A 22398-nucleotide genomic window follows, 5' to 3' on the forward strand; every position below is an offset into this window, starting at 1 on the left:
GAGCCATGATCAAACTCTTCAGTTTACAATCATTGTGATGCTTACTCGTCACCCGAAGGCAACAAAAGCGCATCAAACTTGGCTCAAGGTTTTCAAACGTTCTTCAAAGACCAAAAGTCTTTGTTGAGTCGCTTGCCTTGATATTAGGTGATTTATCACCCTCATCGGCAAGCGCCCACATGAATTACCTGATCACATTATTAAAGAGCATTTCGTTGAGGAAAGCGATTCGATAACCGGAATGGCTTGCCTCAGCGAGGAAGGCGTATTCTACGCCGTTCCGTGTGTTTGTCAATCACTGCTTTGAGTGAGTGGAGTGAAGAAAGTAAAAAAGTGACTGAAATACACCACTTTTACCTATACCTCTAACTCTCTGACAAACCGAAGGTTTTCACCTTCAATCACCGCCGGTAACGCCCTGCGTCCCCGGCAGCGGATGCGTACTCTACGGGTTCACCGACAGGTTGGCAAGGGGTTTGTGACAGAAAATTCAAACAAGCGTCACACGGGCGTAACGTTTCTTACCTGCTTGAACGACATATGCCTTACCCGTAGCCAGCATGGTGTCCTGGGCAACGACTTCGCCGTCGACTTTGACACTGCCATTTTTCAGCATGTCTTTGGCCTGGGCACTGTTCTTGGTCAGTCCTGAACGGTTCAACACAGCGGCTATTGGTGCCTGCTCACCACCGTCAAAATCGACCTCGACTTCGGGCAGGTCTTCGGGCAGCTCCCCATCGGCAAGCTGATTACCCGCTGACTTGTGTGCATTCGCCGCCGCTTCTTCATTGTGGTAGCGACTAATCAGCTCACGCGCCAACACCATTTTAATATCACGCGGGTTAGCGCCCTGTTCGACCTCACGCTTAAGCGCCTCAATCTCTTCGTTGGACTTCAGCGATAACAGCTCGAAATAGCGCCACATTAAACTATCGGGCATGGAGACCAGCTTGTTAAACATCGAACCTGGCGTGTCGTCGACGCCGACATAGTTACCCAGCGACTTGGACATCTTTTGCACGCCATCCAAGCCTTCCAAAAGCGGCATTGTGATGACCACTTGCGGCTCATGGCCGAAGTGTTTTTGAATTTCGCGCCCCATTAACAGGTTAAATTTTTGATCGGTGCCGCCTAGTTCGATATCAGCGTCTAACGCGACGGAGTCGTAACCTTGAACAAGTGGGTAGAGAAATTCGTGAATCGCAATAGGCTGATTGGCTCTATAACGCTTTTCAAAATCATCTCGTTCCAGCATACGAGCCACGGTAGTCTGTGCGGCGAGTTCGATCATCTTGGCGGCAGACAGGTCACTAAACCATTCGGAGTTAAAACGCACCTCCGTTTTTTCCGCATCGAGGATTTTGAACACCTGCGCTTTATAGGTTTCGGCGTTGGCTTTGACCTCTGCCTCGGTGAGCGGTTTGCGGGTGACATTTTTGCCCGTTGGATCGCCAATGCGGCCAGTAAAGTCACCGATCAAGAAAATGACCGTGTGGCCTAGATCCTGAAACTGGCGCATTTTGGTCAACAGAACACTATGGCCTAAGTGAAGATCCGGCGCGGTAGGGTCAAAACCTGCTTTAATGCGCAGCTTACGGCCAGAGGCGAGCTTTTGCTTCAACTCGTCTTCCACCAAAATTTCATGTGTGCCGCGTGACAGCAGCGCCAGCGCCTGATCCACCTCGCTCATTGCTTTTCTCCATTGACTCAATCCGCCCAGCAGGGCGTTAGGGGTGATAAATAGCGCATGATGTTACCATGCTCGCTACGTTTGGTTGAGCCTTTACACGCGTGAAACCACCCAATCCTGCGCTAGCTTCAAGAGAAAGCCCTATGCAAAACGCGTCTGAACGCTATATCGGCTTAATGTCCGGCACCAGTCTCGACGGCATTGATGCGGCGCTGGTTGAGCTCTCGTCCAATACCGCACCGCGTCTTATCGCGACCCATGCCGTCGCGATGCCGCCCCTCTTGCGTCAAGCACTGCTGACGCTGTGTCACGCCGAGCAGGCGAGCTTTGCCCAGCTTGCCACCGCCGAAGAGGCTTTCTGCCAGCTGCAGGCCGAGGCCGTGAATACCCTACTGCGCCAACAGACACTCGCGCCCGGTGATATTCGCGCCATTGGCAGCCACGGCCAAACGATTGAGCATGCCCCCAACGGCTACAACGGCAGCCCAGCCTATACGCTACAGCTCGACAACCCGAGCCGGCTTGCCGAGCTAACGGGCTGTCGTGTGGTCGCCGATTTTCGCCGCCGCGATTTAGCCGCCGGCGGCCAGGCGGCGCCGTTGGCACCGGCGTTTCACCAAGCGCTTTTTCAGGCGAATAACCAAGACCATGTGATTCTAAATCTGGGCGGTTTTGCCAACATCACGTGGTTATCACAGGGAACCGCGTCGCCACTGGGTTTTGATACTGGCCCGGCAAACGTGCTTCTGGACGTATGGTACCAACGCCACCACAACGGCACATTCGACGGCAATGGCCGTTGGGCCGCCGGTGGAAGAATCGATCACGCGCTGCTTGAGCGGCTTTTGAGCGAGCCGTTTTTTCACCAACCACCGCCACGCAGCACCGGCCGCGAACTGTTTCACCTACCCTGGTTGGCGCGCCATTTAAGCGGCGAAGAGAAAGCACAAGACGTGCAAGCAACACTCGCGGAGCTGACCGCCGCAAGCGTTGCCCAAGGCATTACGCAATTGATTGGTGAGACGCCTTTCACGCTGGTTATTGCCGGCGGCGGAGCCCACAACGGTGACTTATGCCAACGGCTCGCGCGCTATCTGCCGAAGGCAACGCTCAGCACGCCGGACGCCTGGGGCTGGCCTGCCGACTGGATCGAGGCGGGGGCATTTGCTTGGCTGGCGTACCGGCGTTTGCACAACTTGCCAAGCAATTTACCCAGCGTTACTGGCGCCGCCGGGCCGCGGGTGCTCGGCGGTGTTTACGCCCCATGAGCAACGTTATGGCAAGCGGCTAAAAGTCATCTTCGTCGCGCAGCGCCAGACCGCTAGGCACTTGCTCATCAAGCGACATATCAGCGTCAGCGCCGCCGTATTTGAGCATCATACGCAAGTCATTCGCCGAATCCGCGTGCGCCAGCGCCACCTCTTCGGTGATATCTCCCGCTTGGTGTAGATCAAACAGCGCCTGATCGAACGTCTGCATGCCACCGTCGCGGGATTTCGTCATCGCGGCTTTAATTTCACCGACTTTGCCTTTACTGATCAGGTCCGCAATGCGCGGCGACTGCAGCATGATTTCAATTGCCGCGCAGCGTCCTCCACTCTTCTTGGGTAGCAACTGCTGCGCCACAATGGCGCGAAGATTGAGCGACAGATCCATCCAGATCTGCTCGTGGCGCTCATGCGGGAAGAAATTGATAATGCGATCTAACGCCTGGTTAGCATTATTAGCGTGCAGCGTTGCCAAACAAAGATGCCCGGTTTCGGCAAACGTTAGCGCGTGTTCCATGGTTTCGCGCGTGCGAATTTCACCGATAAGGATCACATCCGGCGCCTGGCGCAGCGTGTTTTTCAGCGCCACTTCAAACGATTCGGTATCGATACCCACTTCGCGCTGATTCACGATGGCGCGTTTATGCGGGTGAATGTACTCAATCGGGTCTTCGACGCTGATGATATGCCCACCGACGGTCTCGTTGCGCTGCTGGATCATCGCCGCCAGCGTGGTGGATTTACCCGTACCGGTTCCGCCGACCACCAGCACCAGCCCGCGTTTCGCCCGCGCCAACTCGCCCAACGCCGAGGGCACACCAAGGCTTTCCAACGCCGGGATTTCCAGCGAAATACGGCGAATCACCATCGCCATCTGGTTGCGTTGCTGAAACGCACTGACACGAAAGCGGCCTTTTTCACCAAGACTCAACGCAAAGTTGGCTTCTCGATCCTCTTGAAAGCGCTGACGCAGTCCTTCCGGCACGGTGTTTGTCACCAGCTCTTTTACCTGATGCTCGCTGAGCGGCTGCTTCCCCAACGGGGTTAAGCCATCCGACATTTTAAAGCTCGGCGGCGCCCCCACCGAAATGAGCAAATCGGAGGCCTCCTGCTCGACCATAATGCCGAGAAGTTGGTGCAACCATTGGGTCGGTGTGACGATTTCGCTCATGGTTCTCTCCTTAATTTCTGCCATCGACCGTCAGATCGACAGCTCACCCTTGGCGCGTGCCTGTGCCTCTTCACGACTGACTTTGCCCTCTTTCACCAGCTGCGTCAGCGAGGCATCGAGAGTTTGCATGCCAAGACTGCCACCGGTTTGAATCGCCGAGTAAATTTGCGCTACCTTATCTTCGCGAATCAAATTACGCACCGCCGAGGTGGCAATCAGGATTTCGTGAGCCGCCACGCGTCCCCCGCCCTGGCGCTTGAGCAACGACTGCGACACCACCGCTTGCAACGACTCAGAGAGCATTGAGCGCACCATCGATTTTTCTTCGCCGGGAAACACGTCGATAATCCGGTCAATCGTCTTGGCCGCCGAGGTGGTGTGCAGGGTGCCAAACACCAGATGCCCGGTTTCCGCCGCCGTCAGCGCTAAGCGAATGGTTTCCAAATCGCGCAGTTCCCCGACCAAAATCACATCCGGGTCTTCACGCAAGGCACTGCGCAAGGCATCGGCAAAGCTGTGGGTGTCGCGGTGTACTTCGCGCTGGTTAATCAAGCAGCGCTTACTGGTGTGAACAAACTCCACCGGGTCTTCTATGGTGAGAATGTGCTCGTAGCGGTGGTTATTGACGTAGTCAATCATCGCCGCGAGCGTTGTCGATTTACCCGAGCCAGTGGGGCCGGTTACCAGTACCAACCCGCGCGGCAGCATGGAGAAACGCTCAAACACCTCGCCAAGCCCCAGCGCCTCCATCGACAGCACTTCATTGGGAATGGTGCGAAATACCGCCCCCGCGCCGCGAGCTTGGTTAAAAGCGTTAACCCTAAAGCGGGCCACGCCCGGCACTTCAAAGGAAAAATCCACTTCTAAGTGCTCTTCGTAGTCACGCCGCTGGCGATCGCCCATGATGTCATAGATCAATTTGCGTACGTCGTTGTTTTCCATCGCCGGCACATTGAGTCGGCGAATATCGCCATCAACGCGTATCATGGGCGGCAATCCTGCGGATAAGTGCAGGTCGGAGGCATTCTGCTTTGCCGAGAATGCCAGCAGTTCGGTAATATCCATTTCACTTCCCCAGCTGCGGTAAGGTGCTTGAGTATGACAGAGATTGCGCTTGATACGTCACTCGCCAGCGCACGTGAGCGTTTAACGCGCGCGTTAGACGCCGCTGGCCGGCCTCACGATGACGCCCGCCTCCTCGCGGTGAGCAAGACCAAGCCCGCCTTGATGATCCGCCAGGCATGGCAGCTTGGCCAGCGCGAGTTTGGCGAAAACTACCTCCAAGAAGCGCTGGATAAGCAAGCGGATCTGGCCGATCTCGACGGGATCGTGTGGCATTTTATTGGCCCGCTGCAATCCAATAAAACCCGCGCGGTGGCCGAGCACTTTGATTGGGTACACAGCGTCGACCGGCTCAAAATTGCCAGGCGCCTAAGCGAGCAGCGTCCTGAAACATTAGGCCCGCTCAATATCTGTCTACAAGTCAATATCAGCCGTGAAGAAAGCAAAGCCGGCGTGATGCCAAAAGCGCTCGGTGAGCTTGCCGCCGCAGTGGCCGAATTGCCACGTTTGCGTTTGCGCGGGCTGATGGCGATTCCCGCCCCTGCCGAGACGTTAGACGCACAGCGCAAGCCGCTTGCAGCGCTGCGCGAAGCGCAAGAAGCTCTCAAGCAAGCGCTACCTGAGACGCCGCTGGATACGCTTTCCATGGGCATGAGCGATGACCTTGAAGCCGCTATTTTGGAAGGCGCGACACTTGTGCGCTTAGGCACGGCGATTTTCGGCGCGCGTAACCCGCGCTAGCACCCCGTCTCATTCACTACTGACGTTACAAGGACATCCCATGGCGAATCACATTACCTTCATCGGCGCCGGCAACATGGCAAGCGCCATCATTGGCGGCCTCATCGACAGCGGCTTTTCCCCTTCGAGCATCACCGCCACCTCGCCCGACGACGCGATGCTGGCTCCCGTGCGCGAGCGCCTGGGCATTCATACCGATACCGATAACAACGCTGCCGTCAGTCAGGCCGATGTCGTGGTGCTGGCGGTGAAGCCACAAATCATGCGCCAGGTGTGTGAGGCGATGCGCGACAGCGTTCAGCACCAGAAGCCGCTGATTATCTCGATCGCCGCAGGCCTTGATGCCGACACCATCGACGCATGGCTTGGCGGCGGTAATGCGTTAGTGCGCTGTATGCCCAATACGCCCTCGCTGGTGGGCTACGGCGCCAGCGGCCTCTTTGCCAACGCCCGTGTCAGCGCTGAGCAGCGCGACGTTGCCACCGAGTTAATGGAAGCGGTCGGCATCGTCGAGTGGGTAGAAGACGAAGCGTTACTTGAGGCGGTGACCGCGGTTTCCGGCAGCGCACCGGCTTACTTTTTCTTAATGTTTGAAGCCATGGAAGAAGCGGGCGTTAAGCTGGGCCTACCTGCGGCAACGGCGCGGCGTTTGGCGATACAAACCGCCCTCGGCGCCGCTACCATGGCCAAACAGAGCGACAAAGACCCGGCGACGCTAAAACAAAACGTGATGTCACCGGGCGGCACCACCGAGCGGGCCATTGCCCACCTGGAAGAGGCTAACCTGCGCGGCACCATGGAGGAGGCGATGCAAGCCTGCGCCAAACGTGCCCAAGAAATGGCCAAAGAGCTAAGCACAAATAACTAAGCGGCAAAACTTAATCATCCACACGACGTATATCATACGCACTACCACGGACCACCACGTGACGACGGAGAGAACATAATGGGCAACTCACTGGGCAGCGCGGGGTTGATGCTGGTCAACTCATTGATCAACATTTACCTGTTTATTTTGATGCTGCGCTTTTTACTGCAGGCCTCACAAGCCGATTATTACAACCCGCTGAGCCAAACGGTGGTGAAAATCACCCAGCCGGTGGTGGGGCTTTTTCAGGGCTTTCTCGGCCCGGTCGCCGGGCGTTTTGACCTTGCCACCTTGGCCGCCGGTTTTGTGCTGAAAGTGCTAAGCATGATGGCGATCTTTATGGTGATCGGCGTGGGTATGCCGCCCATCGTTGGCCTGTTGATCGGCGGGGTGGCGGCGCTGGCCAATGCAATTTTAAAAATCTACTTTTTTGCTCTGATCGTGATGATCATCTTGAGCTGGGTTGCCCCTAATGCCAGCCACCCCGGCGCGCTTTTGGTAATGCAGCTCGTTGAGCCCATCATGGCGCCAGTGCGCAAGGTGATCCCGCCGCTGGGCATGATCGATCTGTCTCCTATCGTGGTGTTTATCGCCATCAACCTGATCGATGGGTTAGTCGTCGGCGCGCTTGTGCGAGCGGCCGGTATTTCCGGCGCACTGATTGGGCTTTAGTCGTTTACCCAAGACTTACGTCATTAAAGATCGTTCTAGCAAACGGGGTTTATGCAGTTCATGCCTGATTCCTACACTGAGGCGGCGGACACTCACTCGGCGAGCACTCTCCCCGCGGATTCTGTGGGCGTTATCACCCCAGAAATCGCGCATTTTGCCACACCGCTCTCACTGGCGTGTGGCAAAGTGTTGCCCGAGTACGATTTGGTCTATGAAACCTACGGCACGCTTAACGCCGAGCGCAGTAACGCCGTGCTCATTTGCCATGCGCTCTCGGGGCATCACCACGCCGCTGGCTTTCACAGCGCTGACGACCGCAAGCCGGGCTGGTGGGACGCCCATATTGGACCGGGTAAATCCATCGACACCAATCGCTTTTTTGTCGTGTCGCTTAATAACCTGGGGGGCTGTCACGGCAGCACCGGGCCGCTGAGCCACAACCCGGGAACTGGCCGCCAATGGGGGCCGGATTTTCCCATGATAACCGTCAGCGATTGGGTCGAAAGCCAAGTGCGGCTGGCAGATTATCTTGGCATTGAACGCTGGGCCGTCGCGGTAGGGGGAAGTCTCGGCGGCATGCAGGTGATGCAGTGGAGCATGGCCTACCCCGAACGCGTCGCTAACGCAGTGGTCATTGCCGCCACACCGCGCCTTTCAGCGCAAAATATCGCCTTTAACGAGGTCGCACGCCAAGCGATTCGCTCCGACCCTGACTTTCATGCCGGGTGGTACGGTGAGCACGATACCGTGCCCAAGCGCGGGCTTAAGCTGGCGCGCATGGTAGGTCACATTACCTATCTTTCTGAAGATGCGATGGGCAGCAAGTTTGGCCGTGATTTGCGCAGCAACGACTTAAACTTCGGTTTCGACGTCGAGTTTCAGGTGGAATCTTATTTGCGCCACCAGGGTGACACCTTCTCTACTACCTTTGACGCTAACACCTACTTGTTAATGACCAAGGCACTGGACTACTTCGACCCGGCGGCGATCTATGGCGGCGATCTTTCCCGCGCACTGGCACCGGCGCAGTGCCCGTTTTTGGTCATGAGCTTTACCAGCGACTGGCGTTTCCCACCCTCGCGCTCGCGCGAATTGGTGGACGCGTTGATTCATGCGGGCAAGCCCGTAAGCTTTGCCAATATCGATTCTCCTTTCGGCCACGATGCCTTCTTACTGCCGGATGAGCGCTATCACGCCATGTTCAGTGCGTTTATGCAGCGCGCCGCACGCGACTTAAACCTGGACACGCATGCCAACAAGGAGGTGACGTCGTGATGCGCGCCGACCTGGACATCATTTACGATTGGGTGCCGCAAGGCGCTCGTATTCTTGACCTTGCTTGCGGCGATGGCGTATTGCTCGAAGCGCTGGCCAAGCACAAAAATGTCAGCGGTTATGGGTTAGAAATTGACCCGGACGGCATCACTGGCTGTGTCAAACGCGGCGTCAATGTGATCGAACACAACCTTGACGATGGCTTGGGCAGTTTTAGCGATAACAGCTACGATCAGGTGATCATGACTCAGGCGCTGCAAGCGCTTCGCCGCCCGGACAAAATGCTCGATGAAATGCTGCGCGTCGCCGAGGAGGGCATTATCACCTTCCCCAACTTCGCCTACTGGCGCCACCGGGTTCACTTGGGGCTGCGCGGCTATATGCCGGTATCCAAATCGCTGCCACATGCCTGGTTTGATACGCCCAATATTCACCTGTCGACCTTCAACGATTTTGAACATCTGTGCCGTTATAAAGGTCTGATGATCGTGGATCGTGCCGTCGGCGTCGGCGATCATCGCGGTCACTGGACCTCGCGGCTGTGGCCCAACCTGTTTGGCGAAATCGCCATCTTTCGGGTTCGTCGCCGCGCAACTTAAATGGGAGATAACACCTCATGCTGAAACGCGCTTTACTCGCCACCTTTGCCGTTGTCGGCTTAAGCCTCACCGGGCTCAGCGCTCACGCCGAGCAATATACCCAGGTAGGTGACTATCAAATTCATTACAGCGCCGTGAGCACGCGCTTTTTAACGCCAGAGACCGCTCAAGCGTACAACCTGCAGCGCAGCGCAGGCTTAGGGCTCGTCAACGTCAGCGTACGCGAAACGCAGGAAGACGGCAGCACGCGCCCCGTTAATGCCAGCGTACAGGGCAGCGTCGGGGACCTCGCCGGGAATCGCGAGTCGATAAGCTTTCGTACCGTGCACGAAGACGATGCCATTTATCATCTGGCCACCTTCACCCTGCGCGACGACGAATCGATGCGCTTTGAGCTAGACGTTAAATACGACCGTAACGCCGAGCCCGAACCGGTCAACTTCACTCAACGGTTTTATATCGAACGTTAAACCCGCACCGGCAGCGCTCGCGAAAGCTTAACCACCGTGGGCGCTTTCCCCTCACGCTCGAACGTCACGCCGTAAGCGAGCACCTCAACGCCGTGGCGCAGCGCGTCTTTCAGCGCCGCAGCGTAAGCCGGATCAATATGCGCCGCGGGCGCGACATCCTCAATGCCCTCGTGGGCCACGCAAAATACAAGCACCGCCCGCTCGCCGCGCTGTGCTAGCCGGGCAAGCGTTTGCAGATGCTTGGTGCCGCGCACACTCACCGCGTCGGGAAAATAGCCGTGGCCGTCGGCCTCTTTCAGCGTGACCTGTTTCACCTCGATATAGGCATTTCCTCGCATCGGGTCTGAGAGCAAAAAATCGAGCCGCGCCTCGTCGACTTTCACTTCGCGCTTGAGCGTGGCGTAGCCTGTCAGCGCTGCAACGGTCCCGTCGCTAAGCGCGGCTTCAACGATACGGTTGGTACGCCCGGTGTGCACCGAAGCCAACGCCTGTGTGCCATCGGGCTGCGGCAACCCAATCAGCTCCCACGTCCAGGCAAGCTTGCGTTTGGGGTTATCGCTAGGCGAAAGCCACACTCGGCAGCCCGGCACATTGACCGCTTTCATTGAGCCCGTGTTGGGGCAGTGAGCGACGACCTCACGGCCGTCGTCGAGGCGGACATCCGCGAGAAAACGCTTATAGCGCTTGAGCAAAACACCCGGTATCAGCGTGGGATAACACAGCGTCACAGCCGGCTCACAAAACGGGCAATGCGCGCAACGGCTTCTTCAAGTCTTGCGACGTCATTGGTAAACGCAATGCGCACATGGTGCTCACCGCCGCGTACGGCAAAATCAATGCCCGGCGTAATGGCGACGTTTTCTTCTTCCAGCAACCGCTCGCAGAACGCCTGGCTATCGCGGCTGTAGCGGGAAATATCCAGCCACAGATAAAAGGCGCCTTGCGGCGGCACGTCAGGCGCTAAGCCCAAACGCGCAAGCCCGTCGAGCAATACATCGCGGCGGGTTTTCAGCGTTTGGCGGCGCGCTTCCAAAATAGCGCGGCACTCTGGCGTAAACGCGGCCAGCGCGGCGTGCTGCGAAGGCGTCGGCGCGGCAAGAAAGACGTTCTGCGCCAGCCGCGTTAGCGGCTCGATCGCCGCCTCTGGCGCCACTAGCCAACCCAAGCGCCAGCCGGTCATGCCGAAATATTTGGAAAAACTATTCACCACAAAGGCGTCATCGGTGAGCGAGAGCGCGGAGAGCGGTGCCTCGTCGTAGTTGAGGCCCTGATAAATTTCATCCACCAGCAGCGTGCCGTCGCGCTCGGCGACCGCTGCCTGCACGCCAGCGAGCGCGGAGGCGTTGAGCGTATGCCCGGTGGGGTTAGAAGGCGAGGCCAGCATCGCCAAGCGCGTATTCGGCTGCCAATGCTCGGCGACGAGCGCGCCGTTAAGTTGCCAGCCGCTATCACGGCCGACCGAGACCGCGTCTACCTCGGCGCCGGCAAGCGCCATGAAGTGGCGGTTGCACGGGTAATTGGGGTCGGCCATCAGCACGCGATCGCCCGCTTCTACCAGTAGCTGGCTGGCCAGCAGCAGCGCGCCAGAGGCACCCGGGGTGACGATGATACGCGCCGGGTCGACGCTGGCGCCAAAGTGCTCGTGGTAGTGGCGCGCAATCGCTTCACGCAGCGCCGGCAGCCCCGCCGCCGGTGTATAGCGCGTCAGGCCTTGCGTGAGCGCTGCCTGCCCGGCGGCAATCACCGGTTCCGGCGTGGGGAAATCGGGTTCGCCCACTTCCAGATGGATCACATCATGCCCGGTGGCTTCTCGTGCTTGGGCCATTTCTAGCAGGTGCATCACCCGAAACGGGGCCACCTGCGCGACTCGCGAATTCCACGCCATATTCGATCCTTATTTCTCCGTCGTGCCGCGCGCATTTTTGCCAACGTGCCGACCATCTATTGGGTAAACCATCGTATAAGACGCACTATTATGCTTGCAACGGCGCCATTTTTCAGCTAAACAAGCATCCCTTTGGCGGAAGATCATTACCTCGCCTAATGGTCGATCAGCAGTCATTTACGTAAGGGGCAGTCTTATGCCAGTAGCGGAAAAGAAACCGGAAGCGTCCATCACCCCGTACGAAGCGGCACCGGGTGAAGAGTACATGAACGAGCAGCAGCTGGAACACTTCCGTCAGCTTCTGCTGGAATGGAAGCAGGACCTCATGGAAGAGGTGGATCGCACCGTTCGCCACCTGCAAGAAGACGCCAACAACTACGCCGACCCGGCCGACCGCGCTACCCAGGAAGAAGGGTTTAGCCTGGAGCTGCGCACCCGCGATCGCGAGCGCAAGTTGCTGAAAAAGATTAACGAAACGCTAGAGAAAATCGATGAAGACGATTACGGTTTCTGCGAAGCCTGCGGCGTTGAGATCGGTATCCGCCGCCTAGAAGCGCGCCCGACGGCAACGCTTTGCGTCGACTGCAAAACCTTGGCCGAACTCAAGGAGAAGCAGCTAGGCGGTTAACCCTCCCATGCTGACGTTTCACGGGCACCTCGCCAAAGGTGCCCGTTTTTATTTATCGGTAGGCTGATACGATAGACCCATGCCTTCATTCTCAACGTATCGTGGCCGCTTTGCCCCCACGCCCTCTGGGCCGCTGCACCTAGGCTCGCTGGTGTCGGCACTCGGCAGCTTTCTTGATGCCCGCGCCGCAGGTGGGGAGTGGCTTGTGCGCATCGAAGATCTCGACCCGCCACGCTGCCCAGAAGGGGCAGCGGAGACGATTTTGCGCCAGCTAGAGGCGTTTGGCTTGCACTGGGACAACGACGTTACCTGGCAGCACACGCGTGATGATAACTACCAAAAGGCGCTGGAGCGGCTTAACGCCGCGGGTCTGGCCTACCCGTGTAGCTGCTCGCGCAAACAGTGGCGCGAGTACCCTATCTACCCTGGCTGGTGCCGCAACGGTGTTTGCGAACCGGAGAAACCAGTGGCTTGGCGGCTGCGCAGCGATCTCGGCGAGCGCCCCATTCGCTGGAAAGACCGCCTTTTTGGGCTTCAGACCTTTGACCCAGCAGAACTGGGCGATGTGGTGCTAAAGCGTAAAGACAAGCTCTGGGCGTATCAGCTTGCCGTGGTGGTGGATGACGCCGCACAAGGCATCACCGATGTGGTGCGCGGCATTGACCTACTTGATAACACCCCTTGGCAGTGTCAGCTCCAGCGCGCGCTGGGCTACCCTGAGCCTCGCTACCTGCACCTGCCGTTAATCGTCACACCGGAAGGCCAAAAGCTCTCTAAGCAGAACCTGGCGCCACCGCTTGCTGACAACCCCGCGTTGATCCGGCGCCAGCTTTTCTGGGCGTTACAGGCGCTGGATCAAGCGCCACCGCTTGCGCTTGCTAAGGCGCCGCCGGCAGAACAGCTCGCCTGGGGCGTCGCGCACTGGTCAGTATCGCGCATCACCGCCACGACGGAGCGCCCGGCCCCCTAACGTCGTAAAGGAGTCGCGATGTACGTTTACCGAATCATGCTGTTTTTAGTGTTTGGCGGCTACCTCCTCTCGCCGCTTTTGATGAACGGCTGGGGCAACCCCGATATCGCCTGGTACCGGCCATTTCTGATCTGGGGCGTGTTGATCGCCCTTACCGTGTGGCTTGAGCAGAAAAGGAAACTCGATGAGCGTTGATATCGTCTCATTGCTGTTGCTCGGGGTGGGGTATCTGGCGCTACTGTTCGGCTGCGGCGCTGCCGTTGAGCGCGGCTGGGTGCCGGTTCGCATTACCCGCCATCCGGCCGTCTATACCTTGGCGCTTGGCGTGTACGCCAGCGCCTGGGCCATGTACGGCAGCATTGAGCTCGCTGCCAGCGCTGGGTTTGGCTACCTGGCCTACTATCTAGGCGCTGCCGGGGCATTTCTGCTAGCGCCCGTGCTGCTGGTCCCGATTCAGCGCATCACGCGTACCTACCAACTCGCGTCATTGGCCGATCTGTTTGCCTTTCGCTTTCGTTCACGCTGGGCGGGGACGCTTGTCACGCTGGTGAGCTTGCTGGCGGTACTGCCGCTTCTCGGCATTCAGGTCAAAACGCTCGGCGAAGCGATTGATGTGATGACACAGAGCACCAAAGGCGCGAACGTATCGCTGCTTTTTTGCGTCATGATTGCCGCGTTCGCGGTCTATTTTGGCGCCCGTCACAGCCATCTGCATGCGCGTCATGACACGCTGCTCGCCGCCATTGCATTTGAATCGATCATTAAGCTTGTCGCTATGCTCACCCTAGGGGCCATCGCCCTTTGGGGCGTGTTTGATGGCCCTCAGCACCTTCAGCAGTGGCTGACAAGCGAAGGCCATGCGTTGCAAACCCAAACGTCCAAACTGGAACCGGCTCACTGGCGCACGCTGCTACTGCTTTTTTTTGCCGCCGCCTTTTTGATGCCGCACTTATTTCACATCACCTTCGCCGAAAACCTTTCACGCGACACTTTGTTGCAAGCTAGCTGGACACTGCCGCTATTTTTATTGCTCATGGCGCTACCGGTACCGCTGATTTGGTGGGCGGCTCAGGCGCAAGCCGACACGCCCATTACGCTTCCGGCGTACGCCGCTTATCTGATGCATTCTCATCCTTGGGTTGGTGCATTAGCATTTCTTGGTGGGCTCGCCGCGGCGAGCGGCACGATGATTATTATTTCGCTGGCGCTTTCGGGCATGGTGCTCAACCATATTGTGCTGGTGGCAAGCCCGCCGGAAGCGCGCACGGACCTTTACGGCTGGCTACGCTGGCTGCGCCGTGGCCTTATCGTGGCGGTGATTATTAGCGGCTGGCTGTTTTACACCGGCGTGGGGCGGCATCAAGACCTAACCTCCCTTGGGCTTGCCGCCTTTGTCGGCATGGCGCAATGCTTACCCGGCATGCTGGCACTGCTCTACTGGCCCGGCGCCAACCGTAACGGCATGGTGGCGGGCTTGCTCGCGGGTGTTCTCATTTGGCTTTGGGGGCTGTGGCTGCCCCTTTTTGTCGCCATTCCGGTGCCGACACTGCTGTTCACGCCATTGCTCCCGCCCGACTCACCGCTGTGGTACCAGGTAACGCTATTGTCACTTGCGGCCAATATTGTGCTGCTCATTACGGTCTCGCTGTTTAGCCGCACGTCCGAAGGGGAAAAATCCGCCGCTGAAGCCTGCTCGGTGGACGCCGTGATTCGCTCCAAGCGCCTGCCGCTGGAAGCTGCCACCGTAGAGGATTTCACCACGCATTTAGCCCAAGCGTTGGGCGACGAAGCGGCTCGGCGTGAGGTTAACCGTGCCCTCATGGCGCTACATATCAACCATCAAGAGCAGCGCCCTTATGCCCTGCGCCGCCTGCGCGACCGCATTCAGGCGAACCTTTCCGGGTTAATGGGGCCATCGGTGGCGCGGGATATTGTCGACCGCTACCTGCCCTACCGTCACGACGACGCACCGGTGACCGATGACATTCATTTCGTTGAAAGCCGCTTAGAAGCTTACCGCTCGCGACTGACCGGGCTTGCCCGCGAGCTCGATGGTTTGCGCCGTCATCACCGCCAAACCCTCACCCACTTGCCGGTCGGACTTTGCGTGTTTGGCGATGACAGCGAGCTATTGATGTGGAATCAAGCACTCACGGAGCTCTCCGGCATCAGCGGCGAGAGCGTCATCGGCTCGCGGCGTGATAGCCTGCCTGAGCCATGGCCCGCCCTGCTTGGCAGAGCCCTTGAGAACCACAACGCCCCGCTTTACAAACAACCGGTGCACCTACACGGCCGTGACTATTTTTTGACTCTGCATAAGGCAGACCTCAGCGGCGACGACAGCCGCGGCGGTAGCGTCGTGCTGATTGAAGACCACAGCGAGATGAAGCGCCTTGAAGACGAGCTGGTTCACGCCGCCCGTTTAGCCTCCATCGGCCAGCTCGCGGCAGGAGTCGCGCATGAAATCGGCAACCCGATTACCGGCATCTCATCGCTGGCACAGAATCTGCGCTATGACACCGACGACCCGGTACTCCTGGAAACCGCCGACCATATTCAGGCGTTGACCCAGCGCGTCACCAAGATCGTCAACTCACTGGTCGGCTTTGCCCACGGGGGACGCCAAGCCGTGCCGCTACCCCGCGACCCTGTCAGCCTTACGACCATTAGCGAAGACGCGCTGCACTTGATCCACTTGGCACGCTCAGGCGAGGATGTCACGCTGACTAACACATGCCCGGCAGAGATTGTGGTGCGCGGCGACGCACAGCGCCTCACCCAAGTGATGGTAAACCTGCTCGGCAACGCCCGAGACGCTTCTAAGCCGCATGGGCACGTCGTCATTAGCGCTGGCATCGATGGACACCACGCCTGGTGGCAAGTCAGCGATGACGGCCACGGCATCGACCCAACCGTGCGCGACCGGCTGTTTGAACCGTTCACCACCACCAAGCCCGCCGGGGAAGGCACCGGGCTTGGGCTTTCATTGGCATACCAAATCATTACCGAGCACCAGGGCAAGATTGACGTGGCGTCACCGCCGCCTGGCCACTCGCGCGGCACAGCCATCACGCTATGGCTTCCGCTTTTCCAACAGGATGACATAACGCCCCATGGCCAAGATTCTGATTGTTGAAGATGAAGCGATCATTCGCAGCGCCCTAAAGCGTCTGCTCGAACGTCATGACTACCAGGTCAGCGAAGCCGGCAGCGTTGAAGCATGCGCGTCGCTAGAACTCCACGGCTTTGATCTGATCATCAGCGACCTGCGCTTGCCCGGTGAGCCCGGCAACGCGCTGATTGTGCGCGCCTCACCGGTCCCGGTGCTGATCATGACCAGCTATGCCAGCATGCGCTCGGCGGTGGAGACGCTCAAACAGGGCGCAGTGGATTACGTCGCCAAACCGTTTGATCACGCGGAGCTTTTAGAAACCGTCTCACGGATTCTGCATCAGCAATCGATGCAGAAAAGTGAGCCACCGGATATCACCGATGAGCGGGGCAGCCGTCAGAGCATGATCGGCGACTGCACCGCCATGCAGCAGGTGTATACCCGCATTCGCAAAACCGCGCCCGCCGATGTCTCCGTGCTGATTCAAGGTGAATCCGGCACCGGCAAAGAGCTGGTAGCGCGCGCCATTCACCAACAAAGCCAACGCATCAATGCCCCGCTGATTTGCGTGAACTGCGCGGCGATCCCGGAAACGTTGATCGAGTCAGAGCTTTTTGGTCACGAAAAAGGCGCTTTTACGGGTGCGAGCGCGGCACGAACGGGGTTGGTTGAAGCCGCTGATGGCGGCACGCTGTTTCTGGATGAAATCGGCGAGCTGCCGCTGGATGCCCAAGCACGCCTTCTGCGTGTGCTGCAGGAGGGCGAAATTCGCAAGATCGGCTCCGTCGAGACCCGTCACGTGGATGTGCGTTTGATCGCCGCCACCCACCGCGACCTTCGCGCGCTATCCAAAAGCGGCGAGTTTCGCTTGGATCTTTATTATCGCTTAAACGTCATGCAGATTGATCTGCCCCCGCTACGCGAGCGCGGCGATGACGTCCTCGAAATTGCCGACATCCTGCTAAGCAAAGCCTGCAAACGCCATCACCGCGAAGGGCTTAGGCTATCGCGCGCCGCGCGCCAGGACCTTCGCGACTACCCTTGGCCCGGCAACGTGCGCGAGCTGGAAAACGCCCTCGAACGCGGCGTTATTCTGGCTGAAGGGCATTTGATTCACCCGGATGATCTTGGCCTAGCACCATCAGCCACGCGCCCGAAACCTACCTCATCACCGCAGCCCACCGAAAGCGGCGACGACCCAGCGGAAGGTGACCTCTCGCTTGAAGATTACTTCCAGCATTTTGTGCTTGAGCATCAGGACCATATGAGCGAAACCGAGCTGGCACAAAAGCTTGGCATCAGTCGTAAAAACCTCTGGGAGCGGCGTCAACGCCTGGGGATTCCGCGCAAAAAAACCGCGCGTCGCTCGCCTTAGCGTCACTCGCCTAGACCAATGTCTACTTCACTAAACTCCCTATTTATTATTTTCCCTAAGCACTACACCACCACTGTTACCTGTGTGCACAACATCCGCTCAAACCAGACCGAAAATAGGTAACACTTACTTAACGATGGCGCATCTTAATTGCTCACATTAAATATAAGCCATTGAAATTATTTATTTTTTTAAAAACTGGCACATCAAGTGCAACTATCTTATTAAGAATAAAAACACGATAAACATGGGCAGTGCGGCAATCGCTCGTAAACGAGACTTAACAAAAACAACACTCGATACCGCACCCACCTGAGCCACAACAAAAACAACAGGGCCAGGCAGAGATAGCAGTTCAAACAAAAACAACAGACTGTATCTCAACTTGCAGTGCGGCAAACAAGCCACGCAATACGAACAAAAACAACACAACACAACGCAAGGTGCCCACTAGGACGCGACGTACGTAGCCACGGCGAAAAACAAAAATACCGCCTGAATACACGTACAGCCCGGTAACAAAAACAACACGTCGGGTGGAGAAAATCGCGATTGGATTATTGTTTTGAATACGAGGCGGTCGATCTCCGACTGCGGTACGTATTCAGGGCGATGCGCCAGCATGAAGAAAAACAGCAGCACGGACGCTGGTTGATTGCTTAATAGGGGAGGCCATCATGGCCTCCCCTTTCTGCGTTTAAGCGCCCCTGCTCGCGCGTTGACACGCTAGTACGCTTTGCAAGCCGCAAAGCGTCGGCTACACTCAGCCACTTTATAAATCTTGCGAGTCAAATCCACCGCATATTCAATGGATTTACCCATTGTCTGAGCAACGACCTCTTACATAACCTGGGAGAGCATTTGAAATCCCTGCGCGAATCAACAACACATCCCGACGGTGAGCCAACGCCGCGTATTATCCCGCGCGCCGAGCACCCCGTGTCCCGTCAGCACATCAGTGACGCCGCGCTCAAGGTGCTTTATCGGCTTGATGGTGCTGGTTTTGACGCCTTCCTCGTCGGTGGCTGCATCCGCGATGCCCTCTTGGGCCTAATGCCCAAAGATTTTGACGTGGCGACCAACGCGACGCCCGAACAAGTACGCGAGCTATTTCGCAATTCGCGCCTGATTGGGCGGCGTTTCCGTATTGTTCATGTGCGTTTTGGCCGTGAAGTGATCGAAGTCACGACGTTCCGCGGCAAGCCCCAAGATGAGCACGCCAACCACATCGCGCAACAGTCAGACGCTGGCTTGCTGTTGCGTGATAACGTCTGGGGCAGCCTTGAAGAAGACGCACTGCGCCGCGATTTCACGGTCAACGCCCTCTACTACAGTATTGCCGATTTCAGTATTCACGATTTCGCCAATGGCGCGCGCGATATCGAAACCCGCACCCTGCGGCTGATCGGCGACCCCGAGACACGCTATCGCGAAGACCCCGTGCGGATGCTACGTGCGGTTCGCTTTGCGTCTAAGCTCGACTTTACGTTGTCGCCCGAAACGGAAGCGCCGATTTACGAACTCGCCCCATTATTGCTGCAAATTCCTCCCGCGCGTTTATTTGATGAAGTGCTTAAGCTTTTCATGGCCGGCCACGGCTTAATGACGTTCCGGATGCTGAGCCATTACGGCTTGTTTGGCATGCTCTTCCCCGAAGCGGAAGAGGCCATGGCAGATGCCGCATGGGCCGAACAGCTGATCGAAGCCGCGCTGACGAACACCGACAAGCGCATCGCCGACAGCCGCCCGGTGACGCCGGCGTTTCTGCTCGCGGCATTTTTATGGGCGCCGGTGGCACATCGCCAAGCGCAGCTTGAGAGCGACGGCATGCCCGCCATTCCCGCGCTACAGGCGGCTGCCCAACAGGTTATCTCGCGCCAATTGCACCATACGTCAATCCCTAAACGTTTTGGCATGCCCATGCGCGATATTTGGGAACTGCAGGCACGGCTACCCCAGCGCCAGGGTAAGCGCGCGTTTCAGACCCGCGAACACCCACGTTTTCGCGCCGCTTATGATTTACTCCTCCTGCGCGAGCAGGCAGGCGAGATTCCGCGTGGGCTCGGCGACTGGTGGACCGCGTTTCAGGATGGTGATGAACACGAACAGCGCCGCCTGATACAAAAAACCGGTGGCGACCCGGCAAGCCAAGGGCCCAAAAAGAAGCCTCGTAAGCGGCGGCGTAAGCCACGCCAAGCGTCGGAGTAACCCCATGCCGAACACGTCACTGGCGTATATTGGGCTGGGCAGTAACGTGGATGACCCCGTTCAGCAGGTAGCGCAAGCCTTATGTGAGCTTGACCAGTTGCCGCTAAGTCACCTGGTGGAGGCCTCATCTCTCTATCGCAGCAAGCCGGTGGGGCCGCAGGATCAGCCTGATTTTATCAACGCCGTGGCCGCGCTGGAAACGCGTCTCTCGCCGCTGGCTTTACTGGATCAGTTGCAAGCGCTGGAACAACGCCACCACCGCCGACGAGCGCACCGCTGGGGGCCACGCACGCTGGATCTCGATGTCTTGCTGTTCAACCACACCCACATTGAGCATCCCCGGCTTTGCGTGCCCCACCGAGCAATGCACACGCGCGCGTTTGTGCTACGTCCGCTTATCGAGATAGCCCCGCACTTGACGCTAAACGGGCAGCCGCTTGAACACTGGTTAGCGCCACTGACCGATGACATTACCCCTCTCGACAGCAAGCGCTAATTTGAGTAACAATTGCAGCCCACGTCATATGTGGCGCCCCTTTAGAGGCGCCCACCAAGGCCTTTAGGCCTAACGCAGAACACGAGATCACGCCATGAAAACCGTCACCCTGAGCACGCTAAAGGCGTATAAACGCGCAGGCGAAACGTTCAGCTGCTTGACCGCTTACGATGCCTCCTTCGCCCACGCTGCCAGCCAAGCCGGCATTGACGTGCTGTTGGTCGGCGATTCCCTGGGCATGGTACTACAAGGCCAGCAAAGCACCCTGCCAGTGACGCTGGATGACATTTGTTACCACACGCGTTGCGCTGCCCAGGGCAAAGGGGCGAGCCTTCTGATGGTCGATTTACCTTTTATGAGCAACGCAAGCACCGAACAGCTATTGCGCGATTCAGGCGAATTAATGCGCGTCGGTGCTGAACTGGTGAAAGTCGAGGGCGAAGCGTGGATGGCAGAGGGTATCCGCGAGCTAACGCGCCGTGGCGTGCCAGTGTGTGCGCACTTAGGGCTAACGCCGCAGACGGTGTATCAGTTAGGAGGCTATAAAGTGCAAGGGCGTGATGCCGAGCGCGCCGATCAGATCATTCATGATGCCAAAACGTTGGTTGAAGCTGGCGCCTCGGTGATTTTGCTTGAGTGCGTTCCGGCGAGTCTAGGCAAAGCCGTGACGGAGGCGCTCGACGTGCCGGTTATTGGCATTGGTGCCGGTCCGGACACCGACGGCCAAATTTTGGTCATGCACGACATCCTTGGCATTACCCACGGACGCACCCCCCGTTTTGTGAAAAATTTCTTGAATGAGGCCGATAGTATCCAAGGCGCTTTCCAGCGCTATCATCACGACGTTAAGCAGCGCGTATTCCCCGCCCCGGAGCACTGCTTTTAATCGCGCACCGCTTTGCACCAAGCACCGCTCTTAACCACGGCACGGTTTTAACGACGACAGGCTTTAACGACTACATAGTTTTAACCACGACACAGCGCTAACGGGGCCAGTGGCTCGCTGCGTTTCGGAGCTTTTATGCGTACCTTGCGAGAAATTTCAGACCTGCGTGATGCGCTTAGCGAGTATCGCCAGCGCGGCCAGCGCATCGCGCTAGCCCCCACCATGGGCAACTTGCATGCTGGCCATTTAGCGTTGATCGAAGCCGCACGCCAGCACGCCGATGTGGTGGTCTCAAGCTTATTCGTTAACCCGATGCAGTTTGGCCCAGGAGAAGACCTTGATGCTTATCCACGCACATTTGAGGCCGACCAACAGGCATTAACGGACGCGGGCTGCGATGTCCTCTTTGCGCCCACGACACAGACGCTTTACCCCAATCGGCTCGATGCACAGACCAGCGTACAGGTGCCCGTGGTCAGCGAAGGCCTCTGCGGCGGTGATCGTCCTGGCCATTTTGATGGCGTTGCCACGGTCGTCACCATGCTCTTTAACTTAGTACAGCCGGATATTGCCTGTTTCGGTGAGAAGGACTATCAGCAGTTGGCGGTCATTCGCAAAATGGTTGCCGATTTGCACATGCCCATCGAGATTATCGGTGTCCCTATTGTGCGCAATGAAGACGGCCTCGCGTTCTCTTCGCGCAATGGTTACCTAAGCCCTGACGAGCGCGCCAAGGCACCCTCGCTCTATTACACCCTATGTACGATGCGCGACGCCCTTGAAAAGGGCGCCGACCATCACGAAGTGCTACAACAGGGCCATCAAGCGCTGTATGATGCCGGGTTTAAACCGGACTACATTGAATTGCGTGATCGAGCACTCGGCCCGGTAGACACCAAAACAGGTGAGGCTGTGTTACTCGCAGCCGCCAAGCTTGGTCCCGCGCGACTAATTGATAACCTGACATTAACGCTCCCTGTCTCCACCGACACACCCACTGACGCTGACCCCGCGTAAGCGCA

Annotated in this window: 21 protein-coding genes; 16 read left to right on the forward strand and 5 right to left on the reverse strand. The window is 57.8% G+C overall.

The window, feature by feature from the left end; all coding sequences use genetic code 11:
- Positions 1 to 490: 490 nt before the first annotated feature.
- Positions 491 to 1690 carry a tyrosine--tRNA ligase gene (gene tyrS / locus QC823_RS10035; protein WP_309656211.1) on the reverse strand — a complete coding sequence of 400 codons (1200 nt, stop codon included), beginning with the start codon at positions 1688 to 1690 and terminating at the stop codon, positions 491 to 493.
- A 143-nt stretch (positions 1691 to 1833) separates the two neighbouring features.
- Between tyrS and QC823_RS10040 the strand changes: the two genes are divergently transcribed.
- On the forward strand, positions 1834 to 2958 hold the full coding sequence (locus tag QC823_RS10040; RefSeq protein WP_309656212.1) for an anhydro-N-acetylmuramic acid kinase: 1125 nt from the start codon (positions 1834 to 1836) through the stop codon (positions 2956 to 2958).
- Positions 2959 to 2977: 19 nt separating this feature from the next.
- On the opposite strand, the gene QC823_RS10045 is transcribed toward QC823_RS10040, so the two are convergent.
- Together QC823_RS10045 and QC823_RS10050 are read right to left on the reverse strand one after the other, a co-directional pair.
- Positions 2978 to 4129 (reverse strand): PilT/PilU family type 4a pilus ATPase, encoded by a 1152-nt coding sequence (locus tag QC823_RS10045; protein ID WP_309656213.1) that lies wholly within the window; start codon positions 4127 to 4129, stop codon positions 2978 to 2980.
- A 30-nt stretch (positions 4130 to 4159) separates the two neighbouring features.
- Positions 4160 to 5194, reverse strand: coding sequence for a type IV pilus twitching motility protein PilT (locus QC823_RS10050; RefSeq protein ID WP_309656214.1), 1035 nt, complete (start codon positions 5192 to 5194; stop codon positions 4160 to 4162).
- 33 nt (positions 5195 to 5227) lie between these two features.
- On the opposite strand from QC823_RS10050, the gene QC823_RS10055 reads away from it, so the two are divergent.
- The 6 genes from QC823_RS10055 to QC823_RS10080 all read left to right on the forward strand — a co-directional run bounded on the left by QC823_RS10055 (position 5228) and on the right by QC823_RS10080 (position 9816).
- Complete coding sequence (locus QC823_RS10055) at positions 5228 to 5932, forward strand: YggS family pyridoxal phosphate-dependent enzyme (protein WP_309656215.1); 705 nt, start codon at positions 5228 to 5230, stop codon at positions 5930 to 5932.
- A gap of 40 nt (positions 5933 to 5972) precedes the next feature.
- Positions 5973 to 6800 (forward strand): pyrroline-5-carboxylate reductase, encoded by an 828-nt coding sequence (proC, locus tag QC823_RS10060; RefSeq protein ID WP_309656216.1) that lies wholly within the window; start codon positions 5973 to 5975, stop codon positions 6798 to 6800.
- 78 nt (positions 6801 to 6878) lie between these two features.
- Entirely contained in the window at positions 6879 to 7472 is a 594-nt protein-coding gene (locus QC823_RS10065) for a YggT family protein (RefSeq protein WP_309656217.1), read from the forward strand.
- Positions 7473 to 7532: 60 nt separating this feature from the next.
- Positions 7533 to 8747, forward strand: coding sequence for a homoserine O-succinyltransferase MetX (gene metX, locus QC823_RS10070; RefSeq protein WP_309656218.1), 1215 nt, complete (start codon positions 7533 to 7535; stop codon positions 8745 to 8747).
- On the forward strand, positions 8747 to 9346 hold the full coding sequence (gene metW / locus QC823_RS10075) for a methionine biosynthesis protein MetW (protein WP_309656290.1): 600 nt from the start codon (positions 8747 to 8749) through the stop codon (positions 9344 to 9346). The genes metX and metW overlap by 1 nt, the downstream gene beginning before the upstream one ends.
- A 17-nt stretch (positions 9347 to 9363) precedes the next feature.
- Positions 9364 to 9816, forward strand: a complete 453-nt coding sequence (locus QC823_RS10080; RefSeq protein ID WP_309656219.1) for a DUF4426 domain-containing protein — start codon at positions 9364 to 9366, stop codon at positions 9814 to 9816.
- Here QC823_RS10080 and sfsA read toward each other — a convergent pair.
- Both sfsA and QC823_RS10090 read right to left on the reverse strand, forming a co-directional pair.
- Positions 9813 to 10544, reverse strand: a complete 732-nt coding sequence (gene sfsA, locus QC823_RS10085) for a DNA/RNA nuclease SfsA (protein ID WP_309656220.1) — start codon at positions 10542 to 10544, stop codon at positions 9813 to 9815. The two genes, QC823_RS10080 and sfsA, sit on opposite strands and share 4 nt — an antisense overlap.
- Positions 10541 to 11701, reverse strand: a complete 1161-nt coding sequence (locus QC823_RS10090) for a pyridoxal phosphate-dependent aminotransferase (protein WP_309656221.1) — start codon at positions 11699 to 11701, stop codon at positions 10541 to 10543. Before QC823_RS10090 ends, sfsA begins: the two co-directional genes overlap by 4 nt.
- A 196-nt stretch (positions 11702 to 11897) precedes the next feature.
- On the opposite strand from QC823_RS10090, the gene dksA reads away from it, so the two are divergent.
- The 9 genes from dksA to panC all read left to right on the forward strand — a co-directional run bounded on the left by dksA (position 11898) and on the right by panC (position 22393).
- Positions 11898 to 12329 (forward strand): RNA polymerase-binding protein DksA, encoded by a 432-nt coding sequence (gene dksA / locus QC823_RS10095; protein ID WP_250083007.1) that lies wholly within the window; start codon positions 11898 to 11900, stop codon positions 12327 to 12329.
- A gap of 79 nt (positions 12330 to 12408) precedes the next feature.
- Positions 12409 to 13299, forward strand: coding sequence for a tRNA glutamyl-Q(34) synthetase GluQRS (gluQRS, locus tag QC823_RS10100; RefSeq protein WP_309656222.1), 891 nt, complete (start codon positions 12409 to 12411; stop codon positions 13297 to 13299).
- Positions 13300 to 13317: 18 nt separating this feature from the next.
- Entirely contained in the window at positions 13318 to 13494 is a 177-nt protein-coding gene (locus QC823_RS10105) for a hypothetical protein (protein WP_250083011.1), read from the forward strand.
- Positions 13484 to 16435 carry an ATP-binding protein gene (locus tag QC823_RS10110; RefSeq protein WP_309656223.1) on the forward strand — a complete coding sequence of 984 codons (2952 nt, stop codon included), beginning with the start codon at positions 13484 to 13486 and terminating at the stop codon, positions 16433 to 16435. The genes QC823_RS10105 and QC823_RS10110 overlap by 11 nt, the downstream gene beginning before the upstream one ends.
- Positions 16413 to 17786, forward strand: a complete 1374-nt coding sequence (locus QC823_RS10115) for a sigma-54-dependent transcriptional regulator (RefSeq protein WP_309656224.1) — start codon at positions 16413 to 16415, stop codon at positions 17784 to 17786. Before QC823_RS10110 ends, QC823_RS10115 begins: the two co-directional genes overlap by 23 nt.
- Positions 17787 to 18587: 801 nt before the next feature.
- A complete protein-coding gene (gene pcnB, locus QC823_RS10120) occupies positions 18588 to 19994 on the forward strand; it encodes a polynucleotide adenylyltransferase PcnB (protein WP_422823645.1) in 1407 nt (468 codons plus the stop codon).
- A gap of 4 nt (positions 19995 to 19998) precedes the next feature.
- Positions 19999 to 20490, forward strand: coding sequence for a 2-amino-4-hydroxy-6-hydroxymethyldihydropteridine diphosphokinase (folK, locus tag QC823_RS10125; RefSeq protein WP_309656226.1), 492 nt, complete (start codon positions 19999 to 20001; stop codon positions 20488 to 20490).
- Between the two features lie 94 nt (positions 20491 to 20584).
- Entirely contained in the window at positions 20585 to 21376 is a 792-nt protein-coding gene (gene panB / locus QC823_RS10130) for a 3-methyl-2-oxobutanoate hydroxymethyltransferase (protein ID WP_309656227.1), read from the forward strand.
- 135 nt (positions 21377 to 21511) lie between these two features.
- Positions 21512 to 22393 carry a pantoate--beta-alanine ligase gene (panC, locus tag QC823_RS10135; RefSeq protein WP_309656228.1) on the forward strand — a complete coding sequence of 294 codons (882 nt, stop codon included), beginning with the start codon at positions 21512 to 21514 and terminating at the stop codon, positions 22391 to 22393.
- Positions 22394 to 22398 lie beyond the last annotated feature (5 nt).

It is taken from the genome of Vreelandella vilamensis, from assembly GCF_031451755.1.
In the GTDB taxonomy this organism is placed as follows: domain Bacteria; phylum Pseudomonadota; class Gammaproteobacteria; order Pseudomonadales; family Halomonadaceae; genus Vreelandella; species Vreelandella vilamensis.

What these genes read in the sequence shown, in the direction of transcription:
- QC823_RS10055 (WP_309656215.1), top strand. Translation starts at nt 5,228, where the DNA reads ATGACAGAGATTGCGCTTGATACGTCACTCGCCAGCGCACGTGAGCGT.
- QC823_RS10065 (WP_309656217.1), top strand. Translation starts at nt 6,879, where the DNA reads ATGGGCAACTCACTGGGCAGCGCGGGGTTGATGCTGGTCAACTCATTG.
- QC823_RS10040 (WP_309656212.1), top strand. Translation starts at nt 1,834, where the DNA reads ATGCAAAACGCGTCTGAACGCTATATCGGCTTAATGTCCGGCACCAGT.
- folK (WP_309656226.1), top strand. Translation starts at nt 19,999, where the DNA reads ATGCCGAACACGTCACTGGCGTATATTGGGCTGGGCAGTAACGTGGAT.
- tyrS (WP_309656211.1), bottom strand. Translation starts at nt 1,690, where the DNA reads ATGAGCGAGGTGGATCAGGCGCTGGCGCTGCTGTCACGCGGCACACAT.
- QC823_RS10080 (WP_309656219.1), top strand. Translation starts at nt 9,364, where the DNA reads ATGCTGAAACGCGCTTTACTCGCCACCTTTGCCGTTGTCGGCTTAAGC.
- QC823_RS10050 (WP_309656214.1), bottom strand. Translation starts at nt 5,194, where the DNA reads ATGGATATTACCGAACTGCTGGCATTCTCGGCAAAGCAGAATGCCTCC.
- QC823_RS10045 (WP_309656213.1), bottom strand. Translation starts at nt 4,129, where the DNA reads ATGAGCGAAATCGTCACACCGACCCAATGGTTGCACCAACTTCTCGGC.
- proC (WP_309656216.1), top strand. Translation starts at nt 5,973, where the DNA reads ATGGCGAATCACATTACCTTCATCGGCGCCGGCAACATGGCAAGCGCC.
- QC823_RS10090 (WP_309656221.1), bottom strand. Translation starts at nt 11,701, where the DNA reads ATGGCGTGGAATTCGCGAGTCGCGCAGGTGGCCCCGTTTCGGGTGATG.
- metX (WP_309656218.1), top strand. Translation starts at nt 7,533, where the DNA reads ATGCCTGATTCCTACACTGAGGCGGCGGACACTCACTCGGCGAGCACT.
- panB (WP_309656227.1), top strand. Translation starts at nt 20,585, where the DNA reads ATGAAAACCGTCACCCTGAGCACGCTAAAGGCGTATAAACGCGCAGGC.
- QC823_RS10105 (WP_250083011.1), top strand. Translation starts at nt 13,318, where the DNA reads ATGTACGTTTACCGAATCATGCTGTTTTTAGTGTTTGGCGGCTACCTC.
- panC (WP_309656228.1), top strand. Translation starts at nt 21,512, where the DNA reads ATGCGTACCTTGCGAGAAATTTCAGACCTGCGTGATGCGCTTAGCGAG.
- QC823_RS10115 (WP_309656224.1), top strand. Translation starts at nt 16,413, where the DNA reads ATGGCCAAGATTCTGATTGTTGAAGATGAAGCGATCATTCGCAGCGCC.
- metW (WP_309656290.1), top strand. Translation starts at nt 8,747, where the DNA reads ATGCGCGCCGACCTGGACATCATTTACGATTGGGTGCCGCAAGGCGCT.
- gluQRS (WP_309656222.1), top strand. Translation starts at nt 12,409, where the DNA reads ATGCCTTCATTCTCAACGTATCGTGGCCGCTTTGCCCCCACGCCCTCT.
- dksA (WP_250083007.1), top strand. Translation starts at nt 11,898, where the DNA reads ATGCCAGTAGCGGAAAAGAAACCGGAAGCGTCCATCACCCCGTACGAA.
- QC823_RS10110 (WP_309656223.1), top strand. Translation starts at nt 13,484, where the DNA reads ATGAGCGTTGATATCGTCTCATTGCTGTTGCTCGGGGTGGGGTATCTG.